20 protein-coding genes are annotated in these 26,856 nt (G+C 46.5%); 10 read left to right on the top strand and 10 right to left on the bottom strand.

Going from position 1 to position 26,856, the window contains the following annotated elements; translation table 11 throughout:
* Positions 1-223: 223 nt before the first annotated feature.
* Together AAHF22_RS07060 and AAHF22_RS07055 are read right to left on the bottom strand one after the other, a co-directional pair.
* Complete coding sequence (locus AAHF22_RS07060; protein ID WP_347324287.1) at positions 224-715, bottom strand: stalk domain-containing protein; 492 nt, start codon at positions 713-715, stop codon at positions 224-226.
* A gap of 757 nt (positions 716-1,472) precedes the next feature.
* Positions 1,473-3,170, bottom strand: a complete 1,698-nt coding sequence (locus AAHF22_RS07055; protein WP_347324286.1) for a copper amine oxidase N-terminal domain-containing protein — start codon at positions 3,168-3,170, stop codon at positions 1,473-1,475.
* A gap of 552 nt (positions 3,171-3,722) precedes the next feature.
* On the opposite strand from AAHF22_RS07055, the gene AAHF22_RS07050 reads away from it, so the two are divergent.
* Both AAHF22_RS07050 and AAHF22_RS07045 read left to right on the top strand, forming a co-directional pair.
* A complete protein-coding gene (locus AAHF22_RS07050) occupies positions 3,723-4,313 on the top strand; it encodes an RNA polymerase sigma factor (protein WP_347324285.1) in 591 nt (196 codons plus the stop codon).
* Positions 4,306-5,262: an anti-sigma factor domain-containing protein gene (locus tag AAHF22_RS07045; RefSeq protein WP_347324284.1), complete on the top strand. Its 957-nt coding sequence runs from the start codon at positions 4,306-4,308 to the stop codon at positions 5,260-5,262. The genes AAHF22_RS07050 and AAHF22_RS07045 overlap by 8 nt, the downstream gene beginning before the upstream one ends.
* Before the next feature lie 368 nt (positions 5,263-5,630).
* Here AAHF22_RS07045 and AAHF22_RS07040 read toward each other — a convergent pair whose 3' ends face one another.
* Entirely contained in the window at positions 5,631-7,103 is a 1,473-nt protein-coding gene (locus AAHF22_RS07040; RefSeq protein ID WP_347324283.1) for a potassium/proton antiporter, read from the bottom strand.
* Between the two features lie 242 nt (positions 7,104-7,345).
* Here AAHF22_RS07040 and AAHF22_RS07035 point away from each other — a divergent pair, with 242 nt between their 5' ends.
* On the top strand, positions 7,346-8,872 hold the full coding sequence (locus AAHF22_RS07035) for an HD domain-containing phosphohydrolase (RefSeq protein WP_347324282.1): 1,527 nt from the start codon (positions 7,346-7,348) through the stop codon (positions 8,870-8,872).
* 918 nt (positions 8,873-9,790) lie between these two features.
* Here AAHF22_RS07035 and AAHF22_RS07030 read toward each other — a convergent pair.
* The 3 genes from AAHF22_RS07030 to AAHF22_RS07020 form a co-directional block, all read right to left on the bottom strand.
* A complete protein-coding gene (locus AAHF22_RS07030) occupies positions 9,791-10,285 on the bottom strand; it encodes a hypothetical protein (protein ID WP_347324281.1) in 495 nt (164 codons plus the stop codon).
* A 208-nt stretch (positions 10,286-10,493) separates the two neighbouring features.
* A complete protein-coding gene (locus AAHF22_RS07025) occupies positions 10,494-13,172 on the bottom strand; it encodes a YhgE/Pip family protein (RefSeq protein WP_347324280.1) in 2,679 nt (892 codons plus the stop codon).
* 500 nt (positions 13,173-13,672) lie between these two features.
* Positions 13,673-14,395: a YoaK family protein gene (locus AAHF22_RS07020; RefSeq protein WP_347324279.1), complete on the bottom strand. Its 723-nt coding sequence runs from the start codon at positions 14,393-14,395 to the stop codon at positions 13,673-13,675.
* A gap of 481 nt (positions 14,396-14,876) precedes the next feature.
* Here AAHF22_RS07020 and AAHF22_RS07015 point away from each other — a divergent pair, with 481 nt between their 5' ends.
* Complete coding sequence (locus AAHF22_RS07015; protein ID WP_347324278.1) at positions 14,877-15,491, top strand: TetR/AcrR family transcriptional regulator; 615 nt, start codon at positions 14,877-14,879, stop codon at positions 15,489-15,491.
* A gap of 113 nt (positions 15,492-15,604) precedes the next feature.
* Complete coding sequence (locus AAHF22_RS07010) at positions 15,605-16,771, top strand: MFS transporter (protein ID WP_347324277.1); 1,167 nt, start codon at positions 15,605-15,607, stop codon at positions 16,769-16,771.
* A 242-nt stretch (positions 16,772-17,013) separates the two neighbouring features.
* On the opposite strand, the gene AAHF22_RS07005 is transcribed toward AAHF22_RS07010, so the two are convergent.
* Genes AAHF22_RS07005 through AAHF22_RS06995 form a run of 3 tightly spaced genes read right to left on the bottom strand, consistent with a single transcriptional unit; the run spans position 17,014 to position 19,259 of the window.
* Positions 17,014-17,685, bottom strand: coding sequence for a GNAT family N-acetyltransferase (locus AAHF22_RS07005; protein ID WP_347324276.1), 672 nt, complete (start codon positions 17,683-17,685; stop codon positions 17,014-17,016).
* A gap of 17 nt (positions 17,686-17,702) precedes the next feature.
* Positions 17,703-18,395: a GNAT family N-acetyltransferase gene (locus tag AAHF22_RS07000; RefSeq protein ID WP_347324275.1), complete on the bottom strand. Its 693-nt coding sequence runs from the start codon at positions 18,393-18,395 to the stop codon at positions 17,703-17,705.
* A gap of 6 nt (positions 18,396-18,401) precedes the next feature.
* Complete coding sequence (locus AAHF22_RS06995) at positions 18,402-19,259, bottom strand: carbon-nitrogen hydrolase family protein (protein WP_347324274.1); 858 nt, start codon at positions 19,257-19,259, stop codon at positions 18,402-18,404.
* 272 nt (positions 19,260-19,531) lie between these two features.
* Between AAHF22_RS06995 and AAHF22_RS06990 the strand changes: the two genes are divergently transcribed.
* Both AAHF22_RS06990 and AAHF22_RS06985 read left to right on the top strand, forming a co-directional pair.
* Positions 19,532-20,932: a sensor histidine kinase gene (locus tag AAHF22_RS06990; RefSeq protein WP_347324273.1), complete on the top strand. Its 1,401-nt coding sequence runs from the start codon at positions 19,532-19,534 to the stop codon at positions 20,930-20,932.
* A 157-nt stretch (positions 20,933-21,089) separates the two neighbouring features.
* Positions 21,090-21,470: a RidA family protein gene (locus AAHF22_RS06985; RefSeq protein WP_188775782.1), complete on the top strand. Its 381-nt coding sequence runs from the start codon at positions 21,090-21,092 to the stop codon at positions 21,468-21,470.
* A 294-nt stretch (positions 21,471-21,764) separates the two neighbouring features.
* On the opposite strand, the gene AAHF22_RS06980 is transcribed toward AAHF22_RS06985, so the two are convergent.
* On the bottom strand, positions 21,765-22,523 hold the full coding sequence (locus AAHF22_RS06980) for a TspO-related membrane protein (protein WP_347324272.1): 759 nt from the start codon (positions 22,521-22,523) through the stop codon (positions 21,765-21,767).
* Positions 22,524-23,055: 532 nt separating this feature from the next.
* Here AAHF22_RS06980 and AAHF22_RS06975 point away from each other — a divergent pair.
* From AAHF22_RS06975 to AAHF22_RS06965, 3 genes are all read left to right on the top strand, one after another.
* A complete protein-coding gene (locus AAHF22_RS06975; protein WP_347324271.1) occupies positions 23,056-23,985 on the top strand; it encodes a carbohydrate ABC transporter permease in 930 nt (309 codons plus the stop codon).
* Complete coding sequence (locus AAHF22_RS06970) at positions 23,985-24,821, top strand: carbohydrate ABC transporter permease (protein ID WP_347324270.1); 837 nt, start codon at positions 23,985-23,987, stop codon at positions 24,819-24,821. The genes AAHF22_RS06975 and AAHF22_RS06970 overlap by 1 nt, the downstream gene beginning before the upstream one ends.
* Positions 24,822-25,059: 238 nt before the next feature.
* Positions 25,060-26,334, top strand: a complete 1,275-nt coding sequence (locus AAHF22_RS06965; RefSeq protein ID WP_347324269.1) for an ABC transporter substrate-binding protein — start codon at positions 25,060-25,062, stop codon at positions 26,332-26,334.
* The last annotated feature ends 522 nt before the right edge of the window (positions 26,335-26,856 follow it).

The raw sequence follows: 26,856 nt of genomic DNA, 5'->3' as shown, positions 1-26,856 counted from the left end.
GGGTTTTGTTGTTGCGATACTTCACTTATGGAATACGTAAGCAAAAAGGTGTGCGTAAACGAATGTGGCTATACATCGCACGGGAATCTACATCTATTCCTACTCCGTAGATTCCTGTGCGAGACGAGAGTTCGTCTCCTTATTCCTTACCGTAGTTGTGGATGCCCTACCACATATGTTTGCGCATTACTTTATTTTCGCTATCGTCATCTATCTAAAACGATTAATACGTTTTGCTCAATGTAACCATGCCGTTGCTGTAAGCGAGGTTCCATTCGAAGTTGTCAGCGAACCAGCGTACTGGAACGAGCGTGTGACCGTTCATCGAAATGATCGGATCGTTCAGCGCTTTACGCATGTTGTCTACTTTGTACACTTTTGCGTTAGCGCCTTTTGTCCAGAACTCGTAACGTGCCAGACCTGTATCCAGCCATGTCGTGGATGTCATTGGATCGTACCATGTTTTCATGTTGGCATTAGCTGCCAGATGACGAAGTGGAACATACGTTGTACCCATGTATACTACTGGTTTCATTGGCATCATCATGGACATACCATTCACCATGTACATTTTGCTGTTCATGTTGAATTGGATGGCGCGTGTTTGCAGCTCCGGATTGAAGTCAGCGCTTGTGCCTTGTGCAGCAAATGCGCCAGCAGCAGGAAGCATCAGGGAGAGTCCAAGAACAGGTGCAAGCAGTTTTCTCATTTTCATTGTCTATTACCCCTTTACGAAAAGTTAATGTATTGGCCTGACCATAAGGAAATATAACGCTTCCACTAATCAGGAAAAGCGTGACCGTTCTCCAAATCTATTCGTATGTCAGCACATTGATGCATATTGGAGAATCGTATGCTTATGTTGTTGCTATCTATGTATTGTATAAACGGATTCGAAAGTAGTTAATCAGATAGTACCAAAAAAGGATAGATTTTGGTTGGATGGCGAGTCATCCTCGACCGAATGAAGCAGGACTATGGAAACGGATTCCAGATTTTAAGGACAGGATAAAGGGCAGGGAAGTCAGCGAGCATTATGCTATATTGTTTATTTAAACCGGATAGCGATCGTTCCACCATAGGATGTATGATCAGGCTGTACATAGTAGTCCAGCGACTACGTTATAGGTAGAGGGGAATAGTAATGTTGTACAGTAAGAAGCAGCTCCTGGGTAAATGCAGGTGTATTTTATGAAAGAGTGTGCATCACAATTGGAATTGCAGTTCGTAAATGGTGTCTATCCCAGCAACAACAGTTTGCATGTATGTTCTGATCCATAGACTGGCAATTGCACATAAGGCTAGCAATCGCACATATATAGTATCTATTCCCAACCAGACTAATCATAAAAAAACCAGCCGATCAAGGAACATCGCCCTTCGATCGGCTGGCTGGTGTGGCGGCATGTGAGTACAGGCTTTCGCCTGTCCATCACATGACTACGGTATCGTCATTCCATATCATCATTCAATTAATACGTTTTGCTTAGTGTGATCATGCCATTGTTGTACGTTACATTCCAATCGAATGTCTCCGCTACAAAGCGAACAGGCACCAGTGTGCGTCCGTCTCTGGAGATCGTCATCGAATCGGTCATCATCAACATATTGTTGATTTTGTAACGACGAGAGTTGTTCCAGAATTCAAGTACATCACTACCTGTGTTCAGCGTAGTCGATTTCATTTTGTTGTCGAAGGAGATTTTTGCACCGATATTTGCTGCCAGATAACGCAGTGGGATATACGTTCTGCCATTGTACATCACCGGTTTTGTCGTCATACCCATCGATTCACCGTTTACCATATACATTTTGCTACCTACAGTGAACTGAATGACTTTGGTTTGCAGTTCAGGGCTTGCATCGGCAGATGTTGTACCGTTCATGCCGCCCGTTGTACCACCGTGGTTCATACCGCTATGATCCGTACCTGTAGAAGGTGTTGTTGTACCGCCAGTTGAAGGTGTGGTGGAGCCGCCGCTGGATGTACCGCCGAATTTCTCAGGGTACTGCATTACGATCGCTTCGCTCAGAATATCGCCAAACATAAACATGTGGGCATAAGCCATACGTTCCTGGCTATAGGCTTTGGCGTAATCTTTTGCTACATAATCGTCAAATGCCATCAGCAGCATGTTAATATGCTCAGCCAGACCTGCTTCCAGCGCAGATTGTGGCAGATTCGGGTTCGCATCAGCAAAGAATTTCGCCTGCGTTACTTTGTACTCGGCCAGCTCGTCTTTCGCTTTTTGCTTCGCTGCATCGTCTTTCGCCGCTGTTGCTTTTACATAGTCAACAAAGTAGCCGATATGAGACGACCAGATCGTTTTGAATGCATCGCCAGCAGCCTGACCGTATACGCTTGCTACAGCCGCAGACAGCTCATCTGTATTTTTGTTCAACAGACCCGCAGCCTGATTGAAGTCGGGTGCACCGTCAATTCCTTTTTGCATCGCCCATACAGCCAGTGTTGCATGCTCACCCAGAATGATACCGAGTGCAGAACGCAGGTCGGATGCTTGCATGGTGGACATATCACCTGTGAATTTGTTCGGGAATTGTTTTTCGATCGCCGCGCTCAGGATATCGCCAAACATAAACATATGCTTATACGCCTGATCCGCAGTATCGTAAGCTTTCGTATAATCCTTCGCTACATAAGCATCAAAAGCAGTCAGCAGCATATTGATATGCTCCGTCAAACCTGCTTCCAGAGCGGCTTGTTGCAGATTTGGATTGGCATCAGCGAAAAACTTCGCCTGTGTTACTTTGTACTCGGCCAGTTCGTCTTTCGCTTTTTGCTTCGCTGCGCTGTCATTCGCAGCGGTTGCTTTCACATAATCAACAAAGTAGCCGATATGAGACGACCAGATTTTTTTGAATGCTTCACCAGCGGAAGCACCGTACACGCTAGCTACCGCAGCGCTCAGATCATCGGTATTGGCATTCAGTGCAGCGGCAGCCTGATCAAAATCAGCTTTGCCGTCAATTCCTTTTTGCATAGCGATAATCGCCAGCAATGCATGTTCACCAAGAATTTGTCCCAGCGCAGAACGTAGATCAGCGCCAGCCCCTTTAGTTGTTGTTGCTGCTGCACCTACTGTTGTTGGTATGATCAATACAACAGCCATCAGCAAAATGCTGATTTTAGATAGAACCGATTTGAACATCATCCCACACTCCTTCAAGTTGATGAATAGACGTCAGCCTCTAACCGCTTGTCTATCCGATAAAACGGGTAAAACAAAAAAGCGGACCACACGACAGGTTAAAATGAATCTCTGGTCATGAAAAGGCTTGCAGAAATTATTCAAAGCGACGATACACGGTTACTGCCAGCCCATTTATGTAAGTTCTAGGTGGTACAAAAGGGCTACATGCAGTTATTAAACCGTCTGTAATCATTTCATGCAGGTGAGGAGGTATAAAATTAAGGAACTGTCATATACGGAGAAATGGTCGTATCTGCAAGCTGATATAAAAGCAGGAATGAGTACTGCCTAAACCTTTGCCAATAAAGGAAAAAGTACGCTTGCTTGTGAAGTGTGTACACGGATATAACTTACATTAGCTGTGATGAAATTAAATTTTGAACAAACAATATAGAAGTTAACATAACTCCCTTAATAACGGGTAGCTAAAAATATTTGCATATAAAAGTCATCCATCGCAAAATTTTGTGCGAACGTTATAATAGAGGGGACTGGGAAAGGAGCCCTTGGATGAATGAACTGAGTGAATGGATAGACGATAGAGAACTCATGCACCGGATTGCCGCAAAGGACCCGGAGGCACTAGAACAAGTATATGATCGTTATGAACGTGCGATATATTCATTTGCTTACCGAATCGTGCACGATACGATGGCAGCGGAGGAAGTCGTACAGGAGCTATTTTTACGAGTATGGAATCACGCGGAACGCTATGATCGGAGCCAGGGGAAGCTTTCGACATGGATGTTCACAATTGCACGAAACATAGCCGTAGATATGCTGCGGCGCAAAGCATCGCGAGCTGTAGCCGACCAGGTGGGCGACGAGGCTCTACAGGTTCTTCCGGATACAGACGCCGATGTGGAGCAAGAGGTGGCTATGAATTTTGAACGCCAGCGCATTCGTGAAGCAATGAAGGAACTCCGTGAAGAACAGCAGCAAGTCATCGAGTCAATCTATTTTCAAGGATTGACGCAGCATGAAGTATCCGAGAAGTTTAGCATTCCGCTTGGAACCGTTAAAAGCAGGGTCAGACTTGCGATACGGCAGCTTCATGGGAAGCTTGCTGAAGCGGTAAAGGGGGGAAACGCATATGAATAATGAACATGAACACAATGAATGGATGGATATGGTCGAAATGTATGTACTCGGCGGGCTGGATCGGGAAGAACAGGAGCGATTTGAGGCATATATGAAACAGAACAAAGAATGCCGCCTCGCTGTCGAGGAGTTTCGTGAAGTTGTCGGGTTTTTGCCACTATCCGTTGAACGTATAGAGCCGCCACAGGGCATGAAAAATCGTATTTTGGAACGTGTATTTGCCGAAGGCAAGCAAGATGGAGGGCAAGCTCGTTCAGTAGCTAGTACAGCAACATTATCTGAAGCACCGCGTGCTACGCTCGCTAGCGCAATGCCTGCTCAGGCATCGCAGTCAGAGCGTACTATGCCTACAGCGACAGAAACGTCAGCAACGACGCCACTGCGTACAGAGAAAACGACCGTGGGACGACGCAGCAGCGCACGTAACAGGGCAACACTGTGGCAGATGACTACAGCTATCGCTGTCGCTGCGGCTGTGCTAATCGGTATGTATGCTAGTAATTTGCGCGGTGAGATCGGTAATCTGCAACAGCAATTAGCGATGACTAGCGATGAGATGGGGAATTTGCAACAGAAGATTGTATCCGCGTCGATGCCTAGTCAGGGTCTGCGTGTGAATGAAGCGGTCAAGTTAAGCCCGGCTGCCAAAGATATTGTGGCACAGGGACTGGCAACGATCGTGATTGATGCCAAAGGTACACATTTGCTCGTACAGGCAGATAAGTTGCCGCAGCTCAAAGGTTCGCAAGCTTTTCAAGTATGGTTAATTAAAGGTGATGTGAAGCAGAGCGCCGGTACATTTCTTACGAGAGACGGTACAGGGGCGATGTATTACACGTTTAAGCCGGATGATTATGATACCGTTGCGATCACGCTGGAGCCAGATGAAAAAGGCAGTCAGCCACGCGGTCCGGTAATTCTCGCCGCTAGTATTGCCGATCAAGGTTAAATGATCGTATGCCGCTCATGACTGCAATCGCTTGGTCACGTTGTTACAGATCACAACGGATCGATAGCGTTATTAAAAATTCAATTGGAGTTTTCCATGACAGACAAGAGCAGCGATATACCAAAAAGGCAGTATGTCGGATATTGAGACATACTGCCTTTTTTGATATGGCTTATATACAGGTGCATGTAACGTATAGGAAGAACTTTCCGTATTCAATGTGACGTAGCTTTTATACTAAAAATAAAAAGTAGAATTAAAAAGTGAAATCGAAAATAGGAGCAGCAAGTATCGTAAGCAATATACTTGCTGCTCCTATTTGTATCATAATCGTCATGGCTACTGTTGCCTGCTCCAGTGTCTACCTGTCAGGAAACGGATGGAGAAGGATTGGTTTCGCCGGTAAACAGGCGCCGGATATCTTCGCGCTTATCTTTAGGTCCGAGCAAATAAATTTTATCGCCCGGCATCAATACCGTATCTCCGCGCGGTGTAACGATATCTTCATTACGCAGCACAGCGGTGATCAGCACGCTAGGTGGTAGGTCGATATCCTGTAGTTGTCGATGGATTAGCTTACTACGTGGAGTGAGCGTCATATGACTGATTTCCGATTGGGTTCGTCCTGTAGCGACCAGCTCCATAATCGATGGCTGGGCATACTTGTCCGTTTCGGTTAGACCGAGCTTCTCGGCAAGCGGTGAAATCGTTGTGCCTTGAATCAATGCTGATGTGAGTACGACGAAGAAGATGACGTTAAAAAATAACTGTCCATTTTCTATACCTGCCAGCAGCGGATACGTAGCGAGTACGATCGGTACCGCACCACGCAAACCAGCCCATGATAACAGCGTCTTCTCGGTAAAATTGAACTGGCTAAACATCAAACTAATAAATACGCCAATCGGACGCGCTACGATCATCAGCAAGACCGATAGCGCCAGACCTTGCCAGATAATCGATGGCAATTGCTCTGGAAAGACAAGCAACCCGAGCAACACAAACATCAAAATTTGCATAATCCAGCCAAATCCCTGATTAAATTGCAAAATCGTCCGGCGATATGTCAAATCGGAATTCCCCATCACTAGCGCCATCACATATACACCAAGAAAGCCACTGGCATGCGTAATCGAGCTGACCCCATACGTGAACAGTGCACTGGAGATAGCGAGCACCGGATACAGACTGGACGTCTCAAAATGAATTTTATTAATGAGCCAGACGGCAAGTTTTCCGCAAATGAGACCGAGCACAAGCCCGAAGCCCATCTCCCAGAAGAAAGATAGGATTTTACCAATAATGCTCGTTTCCGGTGTCTGAATTAACTCAATAAACATAATGGTTAAAAACACCGCCATCGGATCATTACTACCCGATTCCGCTTCCAGTGTGGACGTGAGCGAACTCCGTACATTTTTGCCGCCCAGGACAGAGAAGACGGCAGCCGCATCGGTAGAGCCGACAATCGAGCCGAACAACATCCCCTCCAGCAGACTTACGCCAAGAATCAGATGGGCAAAATAGCCGATCACCGAAGCGGTGAGCAGCACTCCGATCGTTGCCAGTGATAAGGAAGGCCGGATAATCGGTCGAATCTGCCGAAATTCGGTTTGCATCCCACCTTCAAACAAAATAATGACCAGTGCCAGCACACCGAACCATTGCGTAATAAAGGCGTTATCGTAATAAATGAAGCGGCCCAGAATCATACCCGCGATAATAAAAAAGACGAGTGCTGGCATGCCGAACCGTGAGGAAATTTTGGCAGATAGTACGCCGAGCAGTAGCAATGTGCCCAGCAGTAAAATCAGATCACTTGTCATTTCGGTTGCTTCCATGCTAAGCCCTCCTGTAATGATAGAATTTCTGTCGGTATCTCTTATCGCTTCGTAGTAAAGTCAGAATCGCTGTAAGAAAAGCATCAACTTTTTGCTCGATTTGCCGAAATATAATAGTGAGACTCTACATTTGGAAACGAACCTACTACTCATTTCTCAATTGAAAAATTCGGGCATCAGGTACATGAGAAGTCACCTGATCCCAACTATAGGTTTTAATGTGCGGGAAAGAGGAACCCACTGTGAAAGAATATAAAAAATTTCTGCGAAAAATGATTGCGAATTACCTTATGGGTTCTGTACTTGCGGTAGCTGTAGTTGGCGGATTGATGATTATGACGACCATCAATACGACGCTCTTTCAAAATCTAATTTTGATCGGCATTATGTTTGTGTCCTTTATCATTATGCTGCTGTTAGAAGGCATTACCTTTTATAAGCATGTAGCCCCGATTCGGCAGGCATTATTGCCGGATATCGCGAGCATTGAGCAACTGGAAACCGCCTATGTGCAGCTGCATCGATTTCCCAAACTAACGATCTATCGGATTATGTTGCCCCATTTTATGGGGTTAACGATCCCTGCCATTGCACTCGTTAGTGTGGCGATTGCCGAACAATGGATAACGATACCGTGGTATTATCTTGGCATTGGCACAGCGGGAGCGATCATGGTCGCCAGTATGCATGCTTTTATTGAATTTTTCCTCACATCGATTACGATTCGTCCGGTGCTGCGTGTCGTCAAAGACAAGCTATTCAAAATCCACGGGCGTGATACGCTGGCGCTAGCGCATGTGTATTTGACGGTACGCCAGAAGTATCAGCTCAGTATTTTCCTGATCGGTGTATTCCCGGTCGCCTTATTTAGTCTGGCTGCTCAGATTCGTCTACAGGAGATGACCGGCATCAATGCGCTGGAATACTGGCAATGGGCAGGACTGGTTATCGTCGTCAGCATTGTGTTCAGTCTATGTGGTGCGTTGCTGCTGGCACGTGATGTGGAGCATCCGATTAACAATCTGTTTAACGCGATGTCCCGTGTAGAAGCCGGAGACTTTGGCGTGATTGCACATGATGATTATTCAGATGACTTTTCCCGGTTGATCCTCGGCTTTAATCATATGGTCAAAGGGCTTAATATGCGCGATAGCCGCAATCAGCAGCTATTAGACAGCTATTTTGCGACACTGGCGGCAGCGCTTGATGCGCGTGATCCATACACCGCCGGCCATTCTCAGCGCGTGGCAGCCTATGCCGTCGAGATCGGTCTGCGTGCCGGTCTGTGCGAATACGATATCGACCAGCTACGTAAAACAGCATTGCTTCACGATATTGGCAAGATCGGTGTTAAAGATGCCGTGCTGCTCAAAGACGGTAAATTAACCGATGAAGAATTCGATCAGATCAAAAAGCATCCTGAGATGGGTGAAAGTATTTTGCGACAGGTCGAGCCTGCCGATGCGATGCGCCCTTATCTGCCTGGCGTGCGCTCCCATCACGAGCGCTTTGACGGTAAAGGCTATCCTGATGGACTCAAAGGCAACAGCATCCCCTTATTCGGACGAATTATCGCCGTTGCCGATGCTTTTGATGCCATGACCTCAGATCGACCTTACCGTAAAGGAATGCCCAAAGATCGAGCGATCATGATTCTGGAAGAAGGGCGCGGCACACAGTGGGACCCACAGCTAGCCACCTTATTCATCGAAGATTATCGCCGCAAACAGCAGGAGCAAATGGGCTTACACAACGCCGAAGCTCAGTAAATTCATGCAACAAGCGAACGATATCATCTGCCGCTACGCACATAGGATAAACGTAAATAATGTCCTATCGCTCATTCAACAATGGATATAAGCCTATTCCTTACAAACCTACCTACTATCAAAAACCTCATTTAGACGATAACGAAACAGCAAAAAGGTCTGATCCTTAAAAGCATCAGACCGAAGCGACCGTCCTAGCGCCATTGCGAGGACGGTTATTTTGCGATTTGCTTAGGGGTTTCGTTTGCAAACAGGGGGTGGGGGGCAGACACCACTCCGGGAAGGAATAAGGGGACGGACTCCGGTTTCACACAGGAATCTACGGAGTAGGAGTGAGTTGTAGATTCCCGTGTTCAAAGGTCGTCCTTTCCCCTTATTTCCTTCCCTCCGTTCCGTGCTGCTTGCACCCCTATGCGATTGTGCATACGAGATAAGTGGAATCGCAGCATTGTTAAGACAAGAGCAGATCAAATTCAAAATCTGACCTATTTGATTCGATACTTCGAGTCTAGTTCATTTTGTGATCGGGTCTAGCTTATAAAAATAGATGTTCGTCTTATTATTAGATTATCTCTGTTAGGCAAGATGCTAGTTCACGTGTAGCACGCTGAACGCACTAGCTAGCATCTTGACTATCATGGATGAAAGGCGAACCGCTTCAAGTTGTGCATCACAGCGACATTTGTACAGGATATATATTTATTATTTAAAAAGGTCAACGCATTAGCTGACCAGTACATAGATTCTAATCAAGCCAACAACTGACTTCTCAGATAAAGCAATAGACGTCGCACCCAATTGAACCTGATTGCAATTTGCATATATTCCTCATCCTCAACATATACCTCCAGTAGAGATCAAGCCGACAAGCTAAGCGCTAAAAAAGATATTTCATATAGTCAAATTAACTCATGCAATTCATCCAGTTCCTAAAGCCTTTAAAGCTCTTAAAGCTCTTAAAGCTCTTAAAGTTCTTAAAGTTCTTAAAGTTCTTAAAGTTCTTAAAGCTCTTAAAGCTCTTAAAGCTCTTAAAGCTCTTAAAGCTCTTAAAGCTCTTAAAGCTCTTAAAGCTCTTAAAGCTCTTAAAGCTCTTAAAGCTCTTAAAGCTCTTAAAGTTCTTAAAGTTCTTAAAGTTCTTAAAGCTCTTAAAGCTCTTAAAGCTCTTAAAGTTCTTAAAGCTCTTAAAGTTCTTAAAGCTCTTAAAGTTCTTAAAGCTCTTAAAGCTCTTAAAGCTCTTAAAGTTCTTAAAATTCTTGAAGTTCTTAAAGTTCTTAAAGTTCTTAAAGTTCTTGAAGTTCTTGAAGTTCTTGAAGTTCTTGAAGTTCTTGAAGCTCTTAAAGCCCTTAAAGCCCTTAAAGCCCTTAAAGCCCTTAAAGCCCTTAAAGCCCTTGCCCTACCTGCTACCGCCCCCATCAGCTGCGTGCAGTTATTCAACTTTTGCTGCGAGCAGCACGGAACGGAGGCAAGGAAATAAGGGGAAAGGACGACCTTTGAACACGGGAATCTACATTCTCTCCTACTCCGTAGATTCCTGTGTGAAACCGGAGTCCGTCCCCTTATTCCTTGCCGGAGTGGTGTCTGCCCAGAGCAAAAGTCAGCGAATAATCCCACCCAGCCAACACTAAGGAATCATTTTGGTTTTTTTGGCTTTCTCAGCCATCTTTTCCGTCAACGGTCCCAGCGGCTTTTTAAGCAACAGGGCAAATAGAATGAAAATTAGCATAAAGCCGATCAAATATAAAATATCTTTGTACACGGTGGACATGAGCATCCCGCCGACCGTTTCGCGCAGTAGTTCCACCGCATACGTAAATGGAAACCACGGGTGAATCGCCTGGAAAAATGTGCCGGTCATGCTGACCGGGAACGTTCCGCCGGAGCTGGAAAATTGCAGGACGAGGAAGATGATCGCCAGTCCTTTTCCGATACTGCCAAATACGGAGACGAGTGTATAGACCATCGTCACAAATACCATGCTGATCAGCATACTCATCGCGACAAACCACGCCTTGTCTGCAACATAAGCACCGAGTATGAAAATATCGCCCATCGAGATAATGAACGCCTGTACAAGCCCGATCGTCATAAAGGTAGCGAGACGTCCAAAATACACCTGATATGGGCGGAAACGTCGTTCGGGATCATCGACTTCGACTTTGAACATGGAGATTAGCAGCATGCCACCTACCCAGATCGATAGTGTCGTATAAAAGGGCGACATGGACGAGCCATAGTTCGGGATCGGGTACGTGCGCACCTGTTTCAGCTCGACTGGACTTGATAGAAAGTCGCTCTCCTGCTGAATATCGCCTTTAAGCCATTTGATAATCTGGGATAGCTCACTATCGCTATTTTTCAGGACGCGTACTTTATCCGCAGCATTCCGTACCGATTTCTCCAATCCAGGCAGATCGTTACGGACAAAATCGCCCACCTTATGCACTGCCGTTTCGGCTTCCGGCAGTTTATTTTGGATCAGGTCGGTAATTTTGTTCAGTTCTTTTTCGGCGTGTGGCAGGTCATTACGCACAAAATTAGCTGCTTCGTGCACTTTATTTTCAATACCAGGCAGATCGTTATTGACGAAGCTAGCCGCCGTATTGACCAGCTCGTTAAACTGATCCATTCGGCTCTGAATCAGCTCGTTCGCATCATGCAGCTTGGTACGGATTTGCGGTAAATCCTGTTTGACTCGTGCCAGCTCTTGCTGTCCGAAGGCGACACCGCTCTGTGCATCGCTTAATACAGCTGCGATATCCGGCAATGTGTTATGGGCGGTATGCAGCACATCGGAAGCATCGCGAGCGACGGTTTTCAGATGGTCCAGACCTTTATTAATGTCCGGTACGATCTGCGAATCATAGACAGAGATCAGCTCGCCCAGTGCATCGCTCGTCTGGGTAGAAAGCTGACGCAAATTGTCCAGAATATCGCGTGCAGGCTGCTTTCCGTTCCGGATCGCATCGCTAATGCCCTGTACGAGTGCAATCTGACGCTGCATCAGATCATGGATGCTGTTCAGACGGCTAATCCGGTCGCTCAGCGGATGATTAGGCAGCACATTGTTCAAACGGGTCAGCAGATCGGTGATCCGTTCCACGATCGCGGCACCACGTGTTAATCTCGTCTCGGCAAAGGAGAGTGTATCAAGCGCAGTTTGCGGATCCATATTGGCATTGTCGACCGCATCGACTAACTGTGTCGTAGCATCGGCAGTTTGTTGTAATAACACCAGATTTTGACGAATGACTGGAGCAATCGCATCAAATGCGCCATCATTATCGTTCAAAAAGGTATCGACCCGATCGGCAAAATCGGAACCGATATTCGTAATCTCCTGCACTTTCGGCAATGTCTGCTGAGCGGTCGCAATAATATTCGCAAGCTTATCCGCATCGGTAATCGCCTGATTCAGTGCATCTTCGACTTTATAAAAGTTCGCATCCAGCTCATTCACTTTATCCGCCGCTTTGCGAATTTCTGGCAGTCGCTTTTGCAATTCTAAAATCGCATTGCCTGCTTCTTTGATCTTCGGCAGATTTTGCTCGACTTTGAGAATCATCTGTCCAGCTTGCTCAATCTCCGGCAGTCGCTTTTGCAGCTCGACGATTTTTTGCGCCTGGGCATTGATTTCCGGTAGCTTTTTCTCCAGCACAAGCGCCTGATCGGCAAACTGGTTAATTTCGGGCAAACGCGCCTCTAAAGTTAAGATTTTATTTTCAATATTACGGATGGTAGGCAGTTCTTCTTCCAGCTTGATGCCCGCGTCTTTCATCTTGGTAAGCACCGCTTCACTGGCGGTTTCGATAAACTCCTCACTGATCTCCTGTGTGAGTGTAGTGGCACCTTTATCAGTAATCTTTGGCGCGATGGCGCTAATTTTCTCGTTTACTGTATAGACGATCTCCGGCTTGACCGGATCGTCGGTCAGAATGCTACCGATTTTTTCGGAAAAGTCCGGCGGAATCAAAATGGTCGCGTAATAATCACCATGATCCAGGCCACGCTTCGCTTGATTTTCGTCGACAAATGTCCAGCCCAGCTTGTTATTTTGTTTCAAGTTGCTGACGACCTGTTCACCGACATTCACGTCTTTATTTTGAATGCGGGTGCCTTTGTCTTCATTGGTTACGGCAATGACAATGCCAGACGTGTTGCTGTACGGGTCCCACATCGCTTTGATGTTAAACCAGGCGTACACCGATGGAAGCAACATAATCGCCACGGCCAGCAAAATGCCAGTTGAGACGCTAAATAGATTTTTCCAGTCGGATTTGTAAATATCCCATATATTTCTCATCGATTTTAATAACCACCCGGCTCTATAGTATTGGTATAGACTGATCTTGCGTATTAGTATGAATTGATCTTGAATATCGGTGTGAGCTAATCTTGAGTATCGGTATGAACGGATCTTTGTTCAATGTAATGTCCATTACCCAAAAGCTTCATCGGCGTTCACTGGGACAATCATTGCATCTACGGAGCTGGTCATACATTTGCCCCAGGCCTTTGCAAATCTAGCTTACCGATTACGAAGATCATATAAAGTATACCAAATGAATAAAGGGCAAAATAATTAGGCATACTATCTAATTATAAAATAGTATGCCTGTTTTTGCACGGCCGGGTTTCGTCTGTCTGAGTAAATATAGGCGTAATAGGACGGAATAGGTAGGTTCAAGCGCTAGTTTCCTGCTGGTTTTTATTGCTTTTGATCGCGTCACTGTCATAATGAATCTTTTGATTGTTTTATTTTGATCCTTTTTGAAGGAAGCTGCCGACTTATTATCGGATCGGTCATTCTACTCTGCCCACTTCTTTTTTACGATGAAAAACAGCGAGCACCAGTCCCAGCACAATCAGCATCGTGACAATGACGATCCAGATGGCAATAAGTGGAATACGCTGCTCCACGACCGTCGCGATGACCGCTCCACCGCCGTAAATGAAAATGGCGATCAGACGCAGCAATGTTTCTGCGGCAGGCCAGCTTTCGCGTGCAGCGGTTCCGTCACGACGTGCAAGCTGACGCAGGCGTGCCGTCACGTCTTCCACAATGCTTGCCATATTGTTCGTCAGTACAGTAGTCGAGATGCCGGCAATGCCGAGTCGACGCGCCATCGTCGTCTGCATGCCCATCGTGAAGCTGAGTAGGGCGATCAAGCTGTATTCCACTGCTGGAATAAGCAGTTCTTTTGCCAATAGCGCGAAGATTAGGAAAAAGAGTAGCTGGATCACGACCAGTATCGTTAGACGCGGCGACCACGGGCCATCTGGTTTACGACTCCCCAGAAACAGTCTGGCTACCGCATTGCCTGCGATAAAGCCAGCAAAGGCAACACCAGAACGCAAAAACGAGACGGTATGCAGATTACCAATCGCCATCCCCATCACGATAATATTCCCGGTCATGTTGGCGGTAAACACACGCCCCAGATTCAGATAACCGATCACATCCACAATGCCTGCGACCAGACAAAGCAGTACAATAATTAAATTACGGTAAAAATTAATATTCAACACGTATTCTCCTTCCAACAACGATAACCTGCTTTTGATGATGCCTGTTTTTAGTCAGCTAAGTATGCTAACCTGCGCAGGAGCTGCTTACCCTTATAATGTATAATGATCAAGCAATCATACTGCATCTGTGAGCATACGTATGACGATGATCTCTATTATGTTACCACAGTCTAGCCCTTCATTTAACGGCGCAGTAGGCATCGTAACTTGTTTACAATTCAATTGTGCATCTAAAAATTACAAATATGTAATATTTACCAAATGGCAATTTTATTCGCAAAAGGGGTTGCAAGTTTGTCCAAAGTGGGTTAGTATTACATTGCATCTGACAACGACATAGAAGGCACATAACATAAAGGACGGCTGTAGCATCCCATCTGGGAACTACAGCCGTCTGTTTTTATTTTAATATTTGACTGTTCGTTACAAAATAGATATACTGATGTCGTTACAGAAGAAGCCAAAGGAGGATATGATCGTGCCTGCACCTGGTAGACCGCGAGAATTTAAAGATCAGCGTGTCGTGGAAGCTGCTGTGGACGCATTTTTGAATAAAGGCTATGCTGCTTGTTCGGCGCAGGATTTGTGTGAGCAGACAGGGCTTGGACGAGGCAGTCTATACAATGCGTTTGGCAATAAGCATGAGCTGTATATCGAAGCGTTGGAGCATTACGATCAAGAGGGCATTACGGAACAACAACGTATTTTGCAGCAGTCTCTATCTGCTAAAGAACGATTGCAGACGTTGTTTGAGTACGCATTGCCGTTCGATTTTACAGACCAGCAAAAGCCCGGCTGTCTGATCATTAATGCTGCGATGGAACGCGGCGGTATGGATGACGATGTGGATCGTATTTTCCGCAGACACGTGGATATATTGGAACAGATGATTGTACAGGTGTTGCATGAAGCGATAGCGACTGGCGAATTGCCTTTACCGCAATCAGCTGTGGCAGACACGTATGTCGCTGAGCTTGCGGATATGGCGATGAGCAGTTTCTATGGATTGCGTGTATTGAATAAAGGTACGCAAAATCCAGCGCTGGCAAGCCGCATTATCCGCGGAACGCTAACAGCAATATTCGGAAATTAGCTACGAACATACTTGCAATGATTGCAGGCAGGAACAAAAAACTGGCATTGCCGATGCCGGTTTGTTTTTGGACTAATTCTGTAACGATGATTACAAAATAGGAGGAGATCACGATGCCTATAACGGTATACATACTTGGATTGATTGTGTTTGCCATGACAACGTCAGAATTTATGGTGGCTGGTATGATGAGCGAATTGTCAGCGCAGTTTGGCGTATCGATTGCGATGATCGGCTATCTTGTAGCTGCGTATGCAGGCGCGATGACGATCGGAGGCCCTTTACTGGCAATTGGATTAAGCAAAACGTCGAAAAAGAAAGCGTTGATGCTGTTAGTAATTATTTTTATTGTCGGACAGACGCTTGGCGCGCTCGCGTGGAATTATGAAAGTATGTTCGTTGCTCGCATCCTTACAGGCATCTCAGCTTCGGCTGCTTTTGGGATTGCGATCTCGATCTGCTCGGATCTGGTGCCGATTCAATTGCGCGGACGTGCCGCATCGGTTGTGCTAAGTGGAGCGATGCTATCGAATATTGCGGGACTGCCGCTCGCTACCGCCATTACCCAGTTATGGGATTGGCGGGCAAGCTTTTGGATCGTAGATGGCTTTGTACTCTTATCCGGGATCGTGTCGTTTACTTTAATCCCGGTGCTGGCTGCTTCGGCAACACAAGCGGGTTCGGAATGGTCATCGTTTCGCAATAAAAGTCTGTGGGCGGCTTATATGACAAGCATGTTTATTATTGGAGCGACGTTTGCGGCATTTAGTTATTTTGGGCCGATTTTGACTGGGTTATCCGGTTTTGCAGCGAGTACGGTACCGTGGTTGCTCGTTCTTTATGGAGCGGCTACAGTTGTAGGTAATCTCGTTGTTGGGCGATTAGCAGACCGATATACATATCCGGTTTTGATCGGCGGTTTATTGCTGCTCGTTATCGGATTGCTCGCATTTGCCTTATTCGGGCATCAACAGATGATCGTAATTGCTGCTCTGCTCGTCATCGGCTTGACAGGCATTACTATGAACCCTGCGATGTCCGCCCGAGTGATGCGAGCAGGAGGAAGTGGGATGCTTGTGAATACAGTACACACGTCCGTCATTACACTTGGCGTGCTGCTCGGTTCTTCGATTGGAGGACGAGCGATGGATAACGGCTATGGTTTGACTGCTCCGTTATGGACAGGTGTCGTGCTGGGCGTATTCGGTCTAGTCTCGATTGCTATCGTGAAAGTACCGCGTATGTACCGTCCAGCACCATCTTTGCGTTCCCATGAGTAATTCAACCCATATGACCGTTAACGATTTTCAACGCTATGGAAAAAGCACCCTGTCAGCTGGATCGCTGAGCAGGGTGCTTTTAATGTTTATGCTATTTTCAAATGGAACGCTTCTGGTTCATGAACAACGTTATTGTGAGGGATTCTTTTAATAAGCGAACGATTGCTTACATGGGTAGTGGAGCGAATATCATCACTTCCACGATTACTCTTTATGAGCCAACTATGACTGAGTAGAACTCATTACAGCGGTAATAAGTCAACCTGCTGCCGTTTGCTGACTTCATTCACCATATGCTCCCAGGCTTCCGGCTTTTGTGCCAGCACAGCATAATAACGACGCAGGAACTTTTCGATCAATGCACCGGGCAGTGCATCGGTATGACCGTCATAAGCGAGGAAACATAAATCCAGCTCGGATACGGCTTCACCGTCATTGTTCCATGATGGATGTACATAGGTGAAATCCAGCTTACGATAGCCCAGATGCGCCAGCACTTCGCGGCGCACAAACGGGTCCATCGGCTTCACGCCGCCAAATTCATGACGCTCGGCACGGTATGGATCGTAAATTTCGGCAAACATCCCGAACAGTTCCTTTCCATTGGCAGCAGCAAGCTGTTTAAGGTCATGCTGACGATGTTGAGCGAGGAATGGCCCGATACCAAGTCCCGGCTCACCGATAATTGTAAAATCGGTCATCGCCACATTGTCATCCTCATAATAACGGTATTCCGTTGCCCCAACGACACGTCCTTCATGTACGGCAACAAATACACGAATACCCGGATCTTCGAGCGGCTCGCGCCACAGTCCAAATTCCAACACTTCTTCCGCTGGGAAAATGCGTCCCATCAAGGCATGCATATTAGCAAATAGCGGATCGTCAATATGTGTAATACGAATATAGTCCATCGTTATGTTGTCCTCCTTTAGTATTCTGCCGGTGGCAGCGGATTTCTCCATTCCATTAAAACAGCATAATTCAGCGATTCTTCATCGTCCAGATAATCTGCAATGACGGTCAGTGGCGTACGCCCGCAGCGCATCAAAAAGGAGATCACCGGATCATACAGCTCACCAGACGTAATCCGCTCGACATATTGCTCGGGTGAACAATGGTCTGCTACCTGATGATAGCCGGGCATACGACCTGCACCAAGCAGTCTTGTTAATCCCAGTGCAGCCGTTACCTCATACATCGACTGCATGAGCAATTTACCGAGTCCCCATTGCCGATAGTCGGGATGCACACACAGGTCAGCCACATAGAGCGTATCGCCATGCGGATTATGATTGCGAATATAGCCATGATCGGTCATCTGCTCCCATGTGTGCTGCGGATGAGATTCATCGAACTTTACGATGAGTCCGGTCATCGAACCTGCCAGCTTGCCGTCGATCTCAACGCAGAGCGCTCCCTGTGGAAAGCGCGTAATATGTTGATGCAACTGCTCTGTATTCCACCATAATTCTTCTGGATAAGGAGCAGGGAAAGCAGCAGCCTGAATCGCAATGAGCTGCTGGAAATCCTCAGCGGTGTACGAGCGAACGATGGCAGGATACGGACGCTTATCATGATACACATAACACGATTTGGCATAGTTTGGCACCGTTTGGTTCATCGTGCATCAACTCCAATCGGTATATAGATCGGTACGGCGATCACGCCATGTCGTAACCGAGCCTTTCTCACGTACTGTATACAATAGCTCCAGATCGAGATCAGCGGTAATGATCATATCATCGTTAATCTCGCCTTCCGCTAAAATGCCGCGTGGTGGGAAAGGCACATCATTCGGCGTAATGACCGCTGCCTGTCCGAAGTTACCGCGCATAAAGTCTACCGTTGGCAGTGAACCGATCGTGCCTGTGGTGACGACATACACCTGATTTTCTACCGCACGGGCATGACTTGTATAACGGACACGGTGGAAGCCGTGACGATCATCGGTACACGATGGGCAGAAGATCACATCCGCACCGCGCGCTTTGGCCATGCGCACAATTTCAGGGAATTCGATGTCATAGCAGGTGAGCAGTGCAATCGTCCCTTTCTCGGTCTCAAACACATTCAGTTCGTCGCCAGCGGACATATTCCACTCCGTCACCTCAGTCGGTGTAATATGTAGCTTCGGCTGAGCCGCAACCCGTCCATCTGGATAAAAAAGGTGCGCCGTATTGTACAGCTTCCCGTCTTTTTCAATCACATGGGTACCGGCGATAATATGCGTATGGCTCTCCGCAGCTAGACGGCGGAACAAATCTAAGTAAGCATCGGTAAATTCCGGCAGACGCTCAATACCGAGCGCAGTGCCCGTTTCGTCACCGATCGATAAGAGCTGCGTGGTAAAAAACTCTGGAAATAAAATAAAGTCGACTTCAAATTCCTGCGCAGTACGCACATAATGCGTGGCCTGAGCTGCGAATTCGTCGAAGGAAGATATCGTATGAAGATGATACTGCACAGCAGATACACGGAATTTCATGGTCGTATAACAGCCTCCTCTGCCAGCGTCCGCACAAGCAGACACCGCTCTGATAATAAACGTATACATAGGATATACATTTCACTCATCATAACAGAAGCCGTATCACCGCAAAAGAGAGGAATACTCATCATAATGTGGTATGATAAATAAGGACATTACCGATTATTTTACAAATAATCCAAACTCACGTATATCAATACATACGAGCAACGACATCCACCGCATGCCCAATACCTAATACCCATCTTATCCCACTCAGGAGTGAGCGCATGGAATTGGTAAAGAACTTCCTGATGAATGCCGGTATGATGATTACGCTAGCCTACCTGGCGAATCTATTGTACAAATACGGTCTGACTCGTGTATCACCTCGATTAAAATATACACTTTCCATTGTTTTACTCATTTTCGCCGGTTGGCTTAGCTCGTTTTTCGGCTTTCGTTTACCGGAACATCTCATCTTTGATCTTCGTTTTGTTCCGTTAATTGTAGCGGCGATGGTGTATTCGCGCCCATCGATCATTATTGTGATCGGAATTGGGATCGGTTTGCTGCGATTTACGTTTGGAATGACAGAGGCGGCATTTATCGGTTTTATTAATGCAACTACGATCGGTGTAGTCTGTGCGCTGATGAATGTATGGATGCGTCGCAGTCAGGCACGTCTGGCGGTCAAAGGAACCGTGACGGTGCTTGTCGTTAATGTGGTAAATATGTTGATTCTGGCGGTCATCGGTATTTTGCCCTTTAAAGTATATGTGACCGAAATTGTACCGTTTATGCTGCCGATCTGTATCTTTTTAAGTATGGTCATGATGCTGCTGCTGCGTGAATTTCATCTGGAGCAGCAGCGACGTTTACAGATTGAGCATGCGAACCGTCTATTATCCCGGCAAACGGAAGAATTGCAGCAGGCGCATCATGTGCTGGAAGAGCGAGCACATCAGCTTCTGCTATCGTCTCAATATAAATCGGAATTTCTCGCCAATATGTCACATGAGCTGCGTACACCGCTAAACAGTATTATTAATCTGGCGCAAATCATGTCAGAGCAGGATGAGGAACGCACACCCGGCGAAACGAAACTGTACGGCAATATGATCTACCGCTCCGGACTTGATCTGCTAGAGCTAATCAATGACGTGCTTGATCTGTCGAAAGTCGAAGCAGGCAAACTGGAAATTGTGCAGGAAGAAGTGAATGTGAGCGAGATTCCGGAGCTACTTCAGATGCACTTCGAGATGACAGCCGCTCGCAAAGACTTGCAATTCCATATCGTACAGGAGCAGCCACTACCGGAAATTATGATCTCCGACTCGCAGCGCTTGCAGCAGATTTTGCGTAATTTGCTGGCGAATGCGTTCAAATTCACCAGAGAAGGCAGTGTAACGCTATGTATTCGTGTGGAGGAAGAACAGACAGACGAAGGGCTATTGAGCTGGATCATCTTCGATGTGACGGATACGGGCATTGGAATTGCGGATGCCAAGCATCAATTAATTTTTGAAGCGTTCCAGCAGGCGGATGGCTCGATTACACGCCAGTATGGCGGCACCGGACTCGGCTTATCCATCAGCCGCGATCTGGCACATTTGCTGGGCGGTCATCTTCGTTTACAAAGCGAAGAGGGGCGGGGCAGTACATTTTCACTGTATTTGCCGATTCGGTAGTGCAGTAGAGCACACCCGATGGTTGCCAATGCAAGATTCGCCCGATAGAATAAATGAAGATGATCCATGTGAAGGCGATACAGTGTCGAATTGCTGAGTGATCGGCGATTCTGGCGCTCCTTCCTTCACGAATCCATACGAAAAGAGGACGTTATACATGAGTAAACAACCGATTGCAACCGATCGTGCACCGGGCGCACTAGGCCCGTATTCTCAGGCTATTGATACCGGTATGTTCATCTTCGCTTCCGGCCAACTCGGTCTGGACCCGGTCAGTGGTGAACTGGCAGAAGGTGTACAGGAGCAAGCACGCGTAGCCCTGCAAAATGTCGTAGCTGTATTAGAAGCAGCAGGCAGCAGTCTGGATCAAGTTGTGAAAACAACGGTGTTCCTGCACGATATGAACGATTTTGCGGCAATGAACGAGATTTACGGTCAATTTTTCCAGGAGCCATATCCAGCGCGCAGTGCGGTGCAGGTTGCTCGTCTGCCGAAGGATGCACTGGTAGAGATTGAAGTGATTGCGTTGAAGAAGTAATGTATTACGGAGGAAGTAATAGATTGCACAAGTGATGTGGAAATAGCATAAAAGCTTTGCCTTCGTACAGATTCCGGTGTAACATCGCTCGGTATCTGCGCAGGCAAAGCTTTTATTCGTTTAGACATTAGTACAACATCGGCAATTACAAAAACATGTGCACCGCTTATTACCAACAGAGGAGTAATCTGTTGTAAAATACTTGGCGATCCGTTAAAGGATCAGATCCTAACACGATCAGATCCTAATAGTCGGTGCAAGTGTAAGGCTTGACTGGTGATACTGACAGTAACCTTAATCCCGCGCATTATTCCGTACAAAGAACATCCAGATCGCTGCTACTAGCAGCAGTGCAGCAACAACGAGCGATGTCCACCATACCGTCTGAATATCCGGATGCTTCATCGCAATCGCGACATACGCCCATACAAATACAAGCGGATAGATGCTATCACGGAAACGGTAACTAATAATCAGCGCAAGCAGCGCCCCGACAATTAGAGCTATGACTGACCAGACAGTCGGTGATAATCCAAAGCCGGACCATTCATTTTTGCTAAGCGCAATCCCTGCATTCAAAATCGTGGCGACCGATACCCAGCCCATGTAAATACTGTACGGCAGCTTCACAAACCAGATTTGTCCCATCGTCGGATGGACGAGACGGCGAATTTTTAAATACGGCACGATCAGTGTTACGAGCAGCAGTACAATAACGAGTACCGCAATTTCAAGCTGTAACGTATGCCAGAGCATTAACCAGCCGATATTGCAGAGCGAGTTCAAAAATAGCCACGGCCCAATCGTGAGCACCGATTCCTGGCTATCGTCGCGATTACGGAACTGATAAATGACAAACCCGATTAACAGCAGGTAAATGATCGACCAGATCGAGAACGCATAACCAGCTGGTGTAATATACAGCGGATACTGATCCGAAATATCCCCTGTATCCCTTCCGAATAGTCTGAGCGCTGATGCCATGTAGTTCACCACAAGCACCGCCACAATGCCAATCACGTTCAGCCAGCGATACATATTCAGTTTTCCCAAATCAATTGCCTCCTTGTTCCAAGATAATAGTGCTGTTAGAGGACAGTACGTTAATTATATACCCTGCAAGTGACCGATCGCCAACAGGGGGATTTATATTTTAAAAAGAAAATTACATTATTAAAATAATTGCTGCTAAAGGGAGCTACTGTACATAAACCGTCATGTTGCGATAAGCACAGAACGGAGGGAAGGAAATAAGGGGAAAGGGCGACTTTGGAGGGGCGGGAATCTTCAAGTACTCCTCATCCAAAGATTCCCGCGTCTCCACCGGAGTCCCGTCCCCTTATTCCTTCCCGGAGTGGTGCCCATCCCAACACCCCTGTTTATCCCAGTAACCTCTCCAAATGATAGCGTTACCAAAAAATCTCCTAATAACGTCATCAGTTTTACAATGTTTGGGTATATAACAATATATTGCGATTGAAAATATGGAAGTGGTCCATCGATTTACGGCATAGTGTTTCCATCGCAATCTACATATTCCAGAACTGTGCCGAAGGAAAATGCTGATGCTAAAGGGGTTGAAATGATGAACGATATCAGGGTATCGGATGCAACACAGGGAGCCGCTAAAAGCGCTGGGCGTAAGCGGTTGTTGCAATGGCTTCACCAGATTGTATTTGTAGGCCCGGCTACATTTTTCTTTATTTTGATCGTGCTGATTCCTTTTTTTCTGGGCGTGTACTACTCGTTTACAGACTGGAACGGGATTTCGCGTAACATCAATTTTATCGGTATTGAGAATTACACCCATATCCTGACCAAAGACCCCGATTTTCGAAATGCGTTCTGGTTTACTGTTCGCTTTACGGTAGTTGGCATTCTACTGACGAATCTACTCGGTTTTGTCCTCGCGTATGTGCTTACCAAACCGATTCGTACCCGAAATATGATGCGTACAATTTTCTTTATGCCGAATATGATCGGCGGCTTGCTGCTCGGTTTTATCTGGCAATTTATTTTCATTCGTGGTTTTGCAGCAGTAGGGGAAGCAACGGGAATTGGCCTGTTCAATCTGCCGTGGCTCGGTGATCGGGCAACCTCATTCTGGGGGATTGTGATCGTATTTGTATGGCAGACTGCTGGTTATCTCATGGTTATTTACATTTCCTCGCTAAATAACATTCCGAAGGATGTGCTGGAATCAGCGGAAATTGATGGAGCGACCCGGATGCAGGTGATTCGCCATATCATCTTGCCGCTCATCATGCCAGCGGTCACGATCTGCCTGTTCCTGGCGATTTCGTGGGCATTTAAAATGTTCGACTTGAATCTGGCGCTGACCGCAGGGGGACCGTTTAAAGCGACCGAGTCGGTAGCACTGGACATTTACAATGAAGCGTTTACGAATAACCGTCTGGGATTAGGAACGGCGAAGGCTGTTATTTTCTTCATCATTGTCGCGATTATTACGACCATTCAGGTGCGTGCGACCAAGAGCAGGGAGGTTGAGATGTAATGGACGTACAGAGCAGATATACGTTTCGCACATTGATTTTGGAAATTATCGTGGGGATCGTGGGCTTAATCTTCCTCATTCCGTTTTACTTTTTGCTCGTGAATTCGGTCAAATCGTTCGGCGATATTTTGTCCAACTCGGCTTCATGGCCGCAGCAGTTTGTCTGGAGTAACTATGCAGAAGCATGGAAGGCGATTGACTTCCCATCAGCATTTGGGAACTCGCTCATTATTACGGTAGTGAGCAATATTTTCCTCGTCTTGATTAGTTCGATGGCGGCGTACCAGATGGTGCGTAAACCGAGTCGGTTCAATCAGATTTTATACTTTGTGTTCGTGGCGGCGATGGTCATTCCATTCCAGTCCATCATGCTGCCACTTGTGGAAATGGCGAGCAAATATGGTCTGAACAATAGCCGTACCGGTCTGATCATTAGTTATCTGGGCTTTGGCGCACCCTTATCGGTGTTTCTGTTTCATGGTTTTGTGAAGACGGTGCCGCTGGAGATTGAACAGGCAGCAAGGGTAGATGGCTCTAATCGCTACGGTGTCTTTTTCCGCATTGTGTGTCCGCTCATGATGCCGATGTTTGTTACGGTTATTATTTTGAACACGCTATGGATCTGGAACGACTATCTGTTACCATCGCTCATTTTATCCAGTCCGGAGCTTCGCACGATTCCGATTGCGACGTACAGCTTCTTCGGACAGTATACAAAACAATGGGATATGGCTTTGCCGGCACTGGTGCTGGGCATTACGCCGATCATTATTTTCTTCCTATTTTTGCAGCGGTACATCATTCAGGGCATTACAGCCGGATCGGTAAAAGGGTGAAAATTGCGGTTATCTGAAAATAGGATGGACCTATTCATTAGTATGATCGCAGTGTTCACGATGGATGTATTGTTATTATGATCGCAGTGTTCATGATAGACCTGTTGTTCATGAAACAAAAATGCTCAGGGTGATAGAAATATTCGCTAAATAGATCGTACAGGCAGAACAGGAATACATTGTACGGACACGCAACAGGCAGACCAACAAAGGAATTTACGGACGGGAGGACCTTTGCATGAAAAAACGGTGGCTTACTCCCCTGATGCTGTTAACGGTGATGGCGCTGATCGTCGCGGGCTGTGGTAACAATAACGACAGCCATATTTCATCCAGTGGGAAAAAAGTAATCCAGATTTATCAAGGTAAAGTCGAGATTGCGGATGCGTTAGCCAAGCTCAAGGTCGAATATGAGAAGCAGCATCCTGATGTGGAACTACAAATTCAATCGGTCGGTGGTGGCGCTGACTATGCTGCATCGCTGAAAGCGAAGTTTGCAGCGGGCGATGTACCGGACATCTTCACCAATGGTGGAGATGAGGAACTGAATTTGTGGCAGGAATATTTGGAAGATTTGTCTGATCAGCCGTGGGTAAGCGATCTGGTGGACGGTGCAGCCGATCAGATTAGCAAAGATGGCCATATTTACGGTCAGCCGAATGGTCTGGAAGGGTACGGATTTATTTATAACAAGGATATTTTCGAAAAGGTTGGCATTACCGAAGTACCAACCACGATTGATGAACTGCGTGCTGCATGTGAAAAATTGAAAGCGGCAGGCTATACGCCATTTTCGAACGGTTTTCAGGAATGGTGGGTGCTGGGCAATCATAATGTAACGATTCCGTTCTCACACCAGCCTGACCCGGACAAATTTATCGAAGAGCTGGACAACGGAACCGCTCAAATTCCAGGCAATGAGAAGTTTAATGAATGGCTGAATCTGCTCGATCTGATGGTGCAGTACGGTAACCCAAATCCGCTGACGACCGACTATAATACACAGGTGACGCTGTTTGCTAACGGCAAAGCGGCGATGATGCAGCAGGGCAACTGGACACAGGTACAGATCGACGGGATCAAGCCGAATATGAATATCGGGCTGATGCCGATGCCGATTAACAATAACAAAGAGGAAAATGACCGCCTATTCGTTCGCGTGCCGAACAACTGGGTCGTCTACAAAGATTCGCCGGTGAAAAAGGAAGCGAAAGAATTCCTCAACTGGCTCGTCACGTCAGACACGGGTCGACATTATATTACCGATGAATTCAAATTCGTCCCTGCATTCAAAAGCATCAAAACGACGGATAAGCAGCTCGGTCCAATCGGTGCTGACATCGTCCGCTACAATAATGCTTGCAAAATACTACCGTGGATTTTCCCAAAATTCCCGATGGGATTGAGTAAAGATTATGCAAGCACGATGCAGGCGTATCTAGCAGGTGAGCTGACTCGTGAGGGCATGCTACAGCAGATGCAGGAGCAGTGGGTGAATTTACAATTGCGTTAAATAAGCAGATGGGTATAGAGGCAAAAAGCACTTCACGGCAGGAAGGAAATAAGGGGGAAGAACGACTTCCCGTGTTAGCGATTTTCTACCATGAGGTGCGATAGGAAAGCGATGTTTGCAAAGTCCAATATCGTGCTGCCTTTGAACATAGGAGTCCGCCTCGTTAGTTCTGACCGAAATCGGGTTTCTCCTATAACATAATTGTGCATACAGCTTAATGAAATATAGTCTTATCAAAAGCCGAACGATCATGCAAAATGGCTCGTTCGGCTTTTCATTTGCAAGTATAAACAATTATTGTGCAAACGTTAGCACAAATGCTATAATGCATCCTATCAGGGAGAAAATTTTCTTCAACGGCAGATTGAAGGCAGGGCAGACGGCTTATATACATTTTATACTTTATAGCCGCTCCGCTCCTGAACAGACCCTTCACCATGAACCCGTCACCGTACGATGATCCAGGCGGCTTGCCCCAATCTGTGCCTTATCTCAAAATACTAGCCATGGAGGGAAACGATA

Source organism: Paenibacillus wenxiniae, from assembly GCF_039822605.1.
Lineage (GTDB): Bacteria > Bacillota > Bacilli > Paenibacillales > Paenibacillaceae > Saccharibacillus > Saccharibacillus wenxiniae.
The sequence above is the reverse complement of the archived record's forward strand: the minus strand, read 5'-3'. Positions and strand labels throughout refer to the sequence as shown.